We start from the raw sequence: 8,888 nt of genomic DNA on the forward strand, positions 1-8,888 counted from the left end.
CTCGGCCGTCATGTCCATCTCGATCCAGCCCTGGCACGGGCCGCTCAAGATGTCGGTGTGCATGACGCCGGCAAGTGTTCCGTTGGCTTGGGGCGTGTAGCGAACATTGGATCGGGCCGGAGCCCATTGGATGGTGGTGTCATGCATCATGCAGTCCCACTGGAACTCGCTGACTTGCGTCCAGGACGACCCATCCCAGGTGAACTGAACCGGTTGCGGAACCGTCGGATTACTCGGCGCAGGGCCGCTAACGATTGTGGCGACGCACTTTCCGTTCGTGCAGTTCGAGCGGAACCCATAGGTCTCGGTGTGCTGCCCCTCAGGATCACCGGCCGCCATGCTGGTCCCGTCCTTTGGACCAACCATGAACGTGATCGCGTACTCGCCGTTCCAGGACGGAGTGTCGCCGGAGGCAGTTTGCGGAAGCGACAAGGCGATCGCGAGCGGCGCGGCGCACAAACCGGCGAGAGTACTCAGACAGTCTGGGGCCATGGGTTTGTCCTCTCGGCTCGCAACGGCTTTTCGAACTAGGATGCGCCGCGACAACCCTGGATGCACACACACCTATATGTTGCTACCCGCCGAATCCGTGAACCGGAAATGACTTGCACCCCCGGGCAGAGGGTTTACGACCCAAGTAATGGGCGGCGGTCAGGACGTTGTCGGTGAACCAGATCGGCACGTTAGTGCTCTGACGTGCATTTTTTGATGTGTTAGAAGGTGTCGACCTTCTCGATGCTGACGAACATGCCGTGGCCGGTGTGCTCGTTGGTGAATCGGGTGCCGCTTTCGCTGGCCGCGATCGTCCAGCCGGCGGCGTCGTAGGTCTGGTAGTCGATGGTCACCGTCGGGATGTCGCCGAGGTTGCCCAGCACCCATTGCACGTCGCCGCTCGCGGTGATGTTGACGCCGTTGGCCCGTTCGCCGTCCTGCATCGGCGAGTTGGTGAACTGCGCCTCGCAGCCGACGCTGTCGCTGTCGATCTGGCATCGGGTCTGGCCGGATTTGGTCTCGATGAATACGTGGCCGCTGCCGTCGGGCGGCAGCGGGATCGCGCCGGCCGGCGGGTTGCCGCTCGGCGGGGCGGGCCGCGACGGGGCCGGCGATGGTATCGACGGCTTGGCCTTCGGGAACGGCGGCTCGGTGGGTCCCGCACCCGACGACGAGACCGCCTTGCCATGGATGAGCGAGCTGCATCCGCTGACCAGAGCAGCACTCAGCAGCACGCCGGCCAGCAGTCGGCCGCTTGTCCCGTTGGTCTTGAACCCATGCAGAAACATCGCAAATCAAGGGTACGCAGGAGGTGGGCGAAGCGGTGGCAGTGACGCGCGGTCACCCGATCATGGACACATAGGCGTCGGACAGTCCACGAAGCTGCCCGGCGCCGTCTCCACTGAACGAAGCACCGTGCATCAGCGCCAGCGTGCTTGGCTCCAACTGCGCCAACTGCTCCAAGGTAGGTGCCAGATTTGTGGTAAGGCCGGTGGCGTGAAATAACGCCTCGGCCTTTAAAGCCGGTGCCACACAATCGGATTCGGTGAGCGCGGGGCATTGACCGGTGTGCGTGAGCAGGTCGCCGGCTAAAAGCGTAGAAGTGGTTTCGTCGAACCACAGCCCGCTTTCCCAGTTGTGCGGCACGTGCGGGGTGGCGATGAACCGCAGCCGGTGGCCTCCGATGTCGTGCGCGTCGGTACCTACCGGCACCGGCGGCCGGTCGCACAGGTCGTTCAGCGAGAGCGTGCAGGCCAAGGGGCTGTGAACGACCTCGGCGTGCGGTGCGGCGGCCAGCAGCTGGTTCATTGCCCCGCACTCGTCGGCCTCTACGTGGGCGAATGAGATCCAGCGCAGTCGTTCCAATGGGATCACCCTCGCGATGGCCGCCGAAACCAACGGAAAAAGCTGCCGCATACCGCAGTGGAACAGAAACGGCTGGTCGCCGGTCAGCAGGAACTGGTTGAACGTGAAGCCGTGCTCGCTGATGTCGGGAACCCAGGTGGAGAGTCGGAAGACCTTGTCTGCGATCTCGTCGACGCTCGTCTGCAAGCTTCTGTCCATCCCGACATCGTGCTCCTTGGGTCCGACTTCGTGGGCCCAGTTCAGCCTCCGCGCAGCGCGAGATCTGCGCAGCCGTCACGCGGGAGGAAATCCGCCCGTCGCCACCGGGCCCCAGCTGTGCGGCTTCACGCGAATCAGGCACTTGCGCTGGTCGAGCATCGCGCTGCGGTACTCGTCCCAGTCGGGGTGCTCGCCTGCGATCGCGCGGTAATAGTCGACGAGCGATTCGACCGCCTCCGGCACGTCGATCACTTCGGCATCCCCGTCGATCTGCACGTAGGCGCCGTTGAATTCGTCGGACAGCACGACCACGCTTGCCTTCGGAGTGCGCCGGATGTTGGCGCTCTTCGCGCGCTGGGGATAGCTCGCGATCACCACCCGGCCCTGTTCGTCGATGCCGCCGGTCACGGGCGAGCTCTGCAGCGAGCCGTCCGCCCGAAAGGTGGTCAGCACCATTCTGTGTCGCGGCCGGACGAAATCGAGTAAATCGGAGAGGCTGACTTCCTCGGCTGTCGCAAATTTGGTAGCCATGAACCCCAACGTAATCGGGGTGACGTCACGAGCACAGTCGGCGCGATTCTCAGCTATTACATCTGCGCCCAGACGATCTTGGTCTGCAGGTAGGTGTCGATGCCGGCTTTACCCGACTCATGACCCCAGCCGGATTGCTTGTAGCCACCAAACGGCATGGAGTGGTCGTACGGAAAGGCGCAGTTGAGCCCGACGGTTCCGGCCTTGAGCCGCTTGGCCAATCGGTGCGAGCGGCCAAGGTCCTTGGTCCACACCGTCGCGGCCAGCCCGTAGGTGCTGTTGTTGGCCAGCGCGACGGCCTCGTCCTCGTCGTCAAACGGCAGGATCGTGACCACCGGGCCGAAGATCTCCTCCTGAAACAGCCGGCTCGTGTCGGGGTCGAGGTTGGTGACGACCGTGGGGTGGACGAAGTAACCCTTGCGGTCGAGCCGGTGTCCGCCGGTGACGATCTCCGCGCCGTCGGACTTGCCCTGCTCGAGGTAGCCCAGGACGCGGGTGAGTTGCTTCTGGCTGATCAGCGGACCGCTCATGGTGCCCTCTTCTTTGGGGCCGCCCATCTTCATGGCATTCGCAACCATCGCCATGCCCTCGACTACCTGGTCGTAGACACCGCGCTGGACCAGAATGCGCGAACCGCACACACAGGCCTGCCCGGAGTGGACGAACGTGCCGAACGCCGACATCGGGATGGCCTTTTTCAGTTTCGCGTCGTCGAAGATCAGCACTGGCGATTTGCCGCCGAGTTCCAGGGTGACCTTGTTGAGGTTGCTGTCCGCCGAGGCGTGCACGATAGCCCGGCCGACCTCGGTCGAACCGGTGAACGCGACCTTCTCGACGTCGGGGTGCGCGGTGATCGCGGCGCCAACGGTGTGGCCGTAGCCGTTGACGAGGTTCGCCACCCCGTCGGGAACTCCCGCCTCCGCCAGGATCTGCATCAGCACGTGTGCTGAAAGTGGTGTCTCCTCAGCGGGTTTGACGACGCTGTTGCAGCCGGCCGCCAGTGATGGCGCGAGCTTGGCGCAGAAATTGAAGACCGGGCCGTTCCACGGGAAGATCAGTCCAACCACGCCGTAGGGCTCGCGCACCGTGTAGGTGTGCATGTGCGAATCGACCCCGGTCAGACCACCGGTATTGACGTCGCGCGCGATGCCGTCGATCTTGGTGCACCAGCCCGCGTAGTAACGGAACCACTCCGCGCCGATCTTCACCTGCATCTCCGCTTGAGCGGGATACATTCCGCCGTTGAGCATTTCGAGCTCGGCGAGAAGCTCGGCGTTCTTGTCGATCAGTTCGGCGACGCGCCACAGGATCTTGGCGCGCTCGTAGTCGGGCTTCTGTGACCAGATCCCGGACTCGGCGCTGGCTTTCGCGCGCGCCACGGCCGCGTTGACGGCGTCGGTGCCGCAGTCGGTGAACTCGGCGATTTGATCTTCGGTGGACGGGTCGAAGACCGGGATGACGTCGCCGGTTCCAGGACGGTCGCGGATCTCGTCGAGTACAGCTTGCACCGTTGTCATGGGTCGTCCTTCCCGCGTCATTGCGAGGTCGTGGTGCGGCGTGGATCTACGAAAATAGAGTGCCGCCCGAGGCGTACGTTATGCGTCTAACCACGTGATGTCCAGGCTTTTTGCCTGAAGCTAATTGCTCTGGGGCTCTTAAGTACTCGTGGTCAGCGCCTGCGCCGCGGCGCCGAACATCGTTTGCTTGATGGCCCCCAGCGTGCCCGGGTCCTTGCCGTTGAGCGGGCGCAAGATGTCGACAGCCGTGCCGGTCACGGCGCCCTCACCCGCGACGGCATCGACAATGCCCAGGGCCAAGGCGTCATCGCCGCCGAAGCGGCGTCCGGTCGTCATCGAAGCGACCGCTGCCTGTGGGGTGAGCTTGGCCTGGATCAGTGCGGCCATTCCGGGGGTGAAGGGGATGCGGATGTCCACCTCGGGGAAGCAGAAGAAGCCCCGGTCGGAGCGCATCACCCGGAAGTCGTGCGCGAGCGCCAGCATCGCCCCCGCGCCGAACGCGTGACCGACCACCGCCGCCGCGGTGGGTACCGGCAACGTGAGGAACCGGGCCAGCATGCCCTGCACGCGTCCGACGTACCACGTCGTCTGATCCCCGTGCGCGGTCAGCCAATCCAGGTCCAGGCCGTTGGAGTAGAACTTGGCGCCGCCGGTGGTCACCAGACCCTGGGCGCCCGAACCGACCAGCTCGTCGAGGTGCGCGTCAACCGTGTCGAGAAATTCTGGGGAGAAACGGTTTTCGTCATCTCCGAGATCCAGGATGGCGATCTTCTCTTCGTAGCTCAGGCTGATTCCCACGGTTTCGATCCTTTCTTGAGGGGCGGTGGTCCGACGTCGAGAACCGCGCGCACCGACGCCCGCAGGTGTTCGCGGGCCGTTGGGTTGGCCAGCCGGTCGCGGCGCAACAGGATGGCGGTTGGCAGGTCGACGATGCAGGTGGTGATCGTGTCGACGGCACGCGCATCTTTGCGGTCCCAGAGGTTGACCGCTAGCCGGATCAGCAGGCCGACCAGCAATCGGTCGAGATCGCGCAGCTCGATGGCGACGTCGTCGGGCAGATCCGAATCCAAGAGCTCTTCGCGCGACACCGTCAGCAGCACTTTGGAGGAGTCCGGATGCTGCTCGGCGAAGACCGCCGGCGCGTCAGCGGCGGCCACCACGGCCGCCACCGGCGCCTGCGGCCCGGTCGTCGATAAAGCCTTATCGACCAGATCGTTTTGCACCGCGAGGAATCGTCGGCCGGCCCGTAACCATGCGCGGCCCATCAGGCCCGAGCGCGACGCGAACGTGTGGTAGAGCGCGCCATTGGAAACACCGGCGGCGGCGCTAATCGCACGGATGGTGACCGCGGCGGGCCCGGAAGCCACAGCCAGCGACTCGACGGCGTCCAAAACCCGGTCCGGCTCATACACGCGCGGTCGGGGCATCCCCGAACAATAACAGAGCAGATGCTCTATTAATCAGGTGCTAGGTCTGGCACCTCGCTGGCATGGTCGACCACGTCGTCGGCCGCGGCCGTCACACGGTTGCGGACCAGGAACCAGCCGCCGATCAGGGCGGGGACGGCGGCCACCAGCGCCGCAATGATCCAGGAACCCTTCTCGGGGTCGCACATCATCAGGACCAACACGCCCGCCAAGAAAGCCAGCGTGACATAGCCGCTATAAGGGGCGAGCGGCATCCGGAAATGCGGCCGCTGCAACGTTCCGGCCTTCACCCTGCTGTAAAACCGGAGTTGGCAGAGCACGATCGTCGCCCAGGCCGCCAGCACCCCTATAGCGGCGATGTTGAGCACGATTTCGAAGGCCTGGCTCGGTTTGACCGCGTTGAGCGCTACACCGAATAGCCCGATGGCGGCGGTTAGCAGGATCCCGCCGTACGGCACACCGTTTTTCGACATCCGTGCGGTGAACTTCGGACCGCTGCCGTTGACTGACATCGACCGCAGGATCCGGCCGGTGGAATACAGCCCGGCGTTCAGGCTCGAGAACGCGGCGGTAAGCACCACCACGTTCATCAGCGAGCCGGCGCCGGTGAGACCGACTTTCGAGAAGAAGGTGACGAACGGGCTCTCCTGGTGTTTGTAGGCGGTGTAGGGGAGCAGCAGCGCCAGCAGAAGGACTGATCCGCAGTAGAAGACCGCGATACGGGCGATCACTGAGTTGATCGCTCGTGGCATGACCTTCTCCGGCTCGGCGGTTTCTCCGGCGGCCGTGCCCACCAGTTCGACTGCGGCGTAGGCGAATATCACCCCAGAGGTGACGAGCACAAGCGGCAGCAGGCCGGTCGGCAAGAATCCGCCGTGGTCGGCCCAGAGGCTGGGCCCGGTGTTCCGTCCTTCGATCTTGAAGCGACCGGCCAGAAACACGATTCCGACGACCAGGAACGTCGTCAGGGCCAGCACCTTGATCAGCGCTGCCCAAAACTCGAACTCGCCGAAGGCCTTCACCGAGATCAGATTTACCGACACAACCAGCAACAGCGCGATCAGCGCGAGCGTCCACTGCGGGACCGCGTTGAACGCGGTCCAATAGTGGAAGTAGCTCGCGATCGCGGTGCTGTCCACGATGGCCGCCATCGCCCAGTTCAGGAAGTACATCCAGCCCGCAACGAAAGCCGCTTTCTCCCCGTAGAACTCGCGAGCGTAAGAGACGAACGAGCCCGATGTCGGGCGGTGCAGCACCAGTTCGCCGAGCGCACGCAGGATCAGGAAGACGAAGGCGCCGCAGATCCCGTAGATCAGGAACAACCCGGGCCCCGCCGATGCGAGTCGTCCTCCCGCGCCCATGAATAGCCCGGTCCCGATCGCGCCGCCGATCGCGATCATCTGCATCTGCCGAGGTTTCAGGTCGTGGTGATAGCCCTGGTCCTCACGAGCGAATCGTTCATCGGCGGCCGCATGATCAGCCGGGCCAGGCGTACTGGGCAGCGGAGGCATCGGGTTCCTATCGACGTGGCTCGGTGCAACGCCGCCATGCGGCACGTCCTGGGGATGGACTGGTTGGGAGGCTATCCCACGGCGTGCCACGGCGCGATGTTTGCGGCAAGTAACTCAATGAACCTTCGGTGCTCGTCGGCCTCGGATTTTGGCGTCTCGCAACTAGGCTTAGCCGGACACCGTTTGTTCAGACACGAAGCGGTAGTGCGAAGTGCGATGAAGCTGGTTGGCCGTCGGTCCGAGCGCGGCATGCTCGACCGGCTGGTAAAGGCGGAAATGGAGCTGGCGTTCGCCGGCTCGCATCACCATCGCCACCGCCATCTTCAAGATCATCGTCGACCCACACAGCGGACCCGGCCTCACGAAATAGCGCCGCCCAGATGTCCAAAACGCCGGAATGCCACGCCCCGGTTCCGGTCCCGCTGGAATGTGTTAACCCGAATGGAAGTGAAATCATGGCTGAAACGGTCATTCAACATGTCTTAAGGCGGCTCAAAGAGATTGGCGTCGATGACGTCTTCGGAGTTGCCGGGGATTACGCGTTCCCGGTTAACGACGCGATCGTCGAAGACCCGGCGCTGAACTGGATCTCATGCTGCAATGAGCTCAATGCCGCCTACGCCGCGGATGGGTATGCCCGGATGCGCGGCGTCGCCGCGCTGTGCACCACCTACGGGGTGGGCGAACTTGCCGCGATGAGCGGTATTGCGGGTGCCTGCGCGGAGCATCTCGCGGTGTTTCATCTGGTCGGCACGCCGAATTCGGCGACCCAGGAGGGCCGGGCGCTCGCGCACCACACGCTGGGCAACGGCGAATTCGACCTGTTCCGTCGGATGGCCGAGCCGATTGTGTGTGCCAGCGCGGCCCTGACGCCGCAGAACGCGGCGGCGGAGACAGAGCGGCTGATCGCGGCGGCGTTCTACCATCGACGGCCGGTCTACCTGGCGATTCCCAGCGACGTCGCGACTGCACCCGTCCTTGCCGAGGCGCCATCGGTGAGCGCGCCGATCAGCGACCCCGCGTCGCTGGCGGCGGCCACCGACGCAGTCGCCGCCGCACTGACCGACGCGGGGCAGGCATGCGTGCTGCCGGGGATCCTGCTGAGACGGCTCGGCCTGCAGGCTGCCGCGACGGGGTTCGTCGACGGCGCGGGCTTACCGTTTACGACGATGTTCGCCGACAAGTCGGTGCTGGGCGAAGATCACCCCAACTACATCGGCATGTACGTCGGGCGGCTGATGGGCGAGCAGGTCCGAGCCTTCGTCGAGTCGTGTGACGTGGTGGTGATGCTGGGCGCCAGGCTGACCGACGGTAACGCCGCGGGGGGCACCGTCCGGCTGGACCCGGCCAAGGTGATCGCCATCGACCATCACCGCACCATCGTCGGCTCCACGGTGTACCGCAACGTGGAGATCGCCGACATCCTCGCGGAGCTGTCGGCGCGTATCACCAAACGTGCTGAGCCGCCGGCCATCGCACCGGAGACGCTGGGGCCGATCACCGGCGGTGGGGAGGACCCGATCACCGCCGATGCCCTCTACCCACGCTGGGCGGACTTCTTCCGCCCCGATGACGTGATCATCACCGACACCGGGACGTCGTCGCTGGGTTTGGCGTTGGCGCAACTCCCTCATGGGGCGGAGTTTCACAACCAAACCCTGTGGGCGTCGATCGGATGGGCGACCCCGGCGGCTTTCGGCGCCGCCAAGGGGGCCCCGGATCGGCGGCTGATCCTCATCACTGGGGAGGGCTCACACCAGATGACCGCTCAGGAGATCAGCCAGCTCGGTCGCCACGGGCTGCGCCCGATTGTCTTCGTGCTCAACAACTCTGGCTATCTCAGCGAG

General features: G+C 64.7%; 10 protein-coding genes. 1 reads left to right on the forward strand and 9 read right to left on the reverse strand.

The annotated features are described in order from the left end of the window. The 9 genes from VNW74_RS28690 to VNW74_RS28730 form a co-directional block, all read right to left on the reverse strand. The coding region (locus VNW74_RS28690; RefSeq protein WP_325683208.1) for a hypothetical protein at nt 1-492 on the reverse strand (492 nt) is incomplete at its 3' end. Between the two features lie 221 nt (nt 493-713). Further along, the gene (locus VNW74_RS28695) at nt 714-1,280 is read right to left on the reverse strand and encodes a hypothetical protein (protein ID WP_325683210.1); all 567 of its coding nucleotides are present in this window, start codon (nt 1,278-1,280) and stop codon (nt 714-716) included. Between the two features lie 52 nt (nt 1,281-1,332). Beyond that, complete coding sequence (locus tag VNW74_RS28700) at nt 1,333-2,043, reverse strand: MBL fold metallo-hydrolase (RefSeq protein ID WP_325683224.1); 711 nt, start codon at nt 2,041-2,043, stop codon at nt 1,333-1,335. A gap of 87 nt (nt 2,044-2,130) precedes the next feature. After that, nucleotides 2,131-2,586, reverse strand: coding sequence for a PPOX class F420-dependent oxidoreductase (locus tag VNW74_RS28705; RefSeq protein WP_325683226.1), 456 nt, complete (start codon nt 2,584-2,586; stop codon nt 2,131-2,133). 56 nt (nt 2,587-2,642) lie between these two features. Next, nucleotides 2,643-4,103, reverse strand: coding sequence for an aldehyde dehydrogenase family protein (locus VNW74_RS28710; protein WP_325683212.1), 1,461 nt, complete (start codon nt 4,101-4,103; stop codon nt 2,643-2,645). A 138-nt stretch (nt 4,104-4,241) separates the two neighbouring features. Beyond that, nucleotides 4,242-4,901: an enoyl-CoA hydratase-related protein gene (locus VNW74_RS28715; protein WP_325683214.1), complete on the reverse strand. Its 660-nt coding sequence runs from the start codon at nt 4,899-4,901 to the stop codon at nt 4,242-4,244. Beyond that, entirely contained in the window at nt 4,886-5,530 is a 645-nt protein-coding gene (locus tag VNW74_RS28720) for a TetR/AcrR family transcriptional regulator (protein ID WP_325683216.1), read from the reverse strand. The genes VNW74_RS28715 and VNW74_RS28720 overlap by 16 nt, the downstream gene beginning before the upstream one ends. A 29-nt stretch (nt 5,531-5,559) precedes the next feature. Then, complete coding sequence (locus VNW74_RS28725) at nt 5,560-7,041, reverse strand: amino acid permease (protein WP_325683218.1); 1,482 nt, start codon at nt 7,039-7,041, stop codon at nt 5,560-5,562. A gap of 168 nt (nt 7,042-7,209) precedes the next feature. Further along, nucleotides 7,210-7,362, reverse strand: a complete 153-nt coding sequence (locus VNW74_RS28730) for a hypothetical protein (RefSeq protein ID WP_325683220.1) — start codon at nt 7,360-7,362, stop codon at nt 7,210-7,212. A gap of 134 nt (nt 7,363-7,496) precedes the next feature. Between VNW74_RS28730 and VNW74_RS28735 the strand changes: the two genes are divergently transcribed. Continuing rightward, on the forward strand, nt 7,497-8,888 hold a 1,392-nt coding region (locus VNW74_RS28735), incomplete at its 3' end, for an alpha-keto acid decarboxylase family protein (RefSeq protein WP_325683222.1).

Source organism: Mycobacterium sp. (genome assembly GCF_035570115.1).
GTDB lineage: Bacteria > Actinomycetota > Actinomycetes > Mycobacteriales > Mycobacteriaceae > Mycobacterium.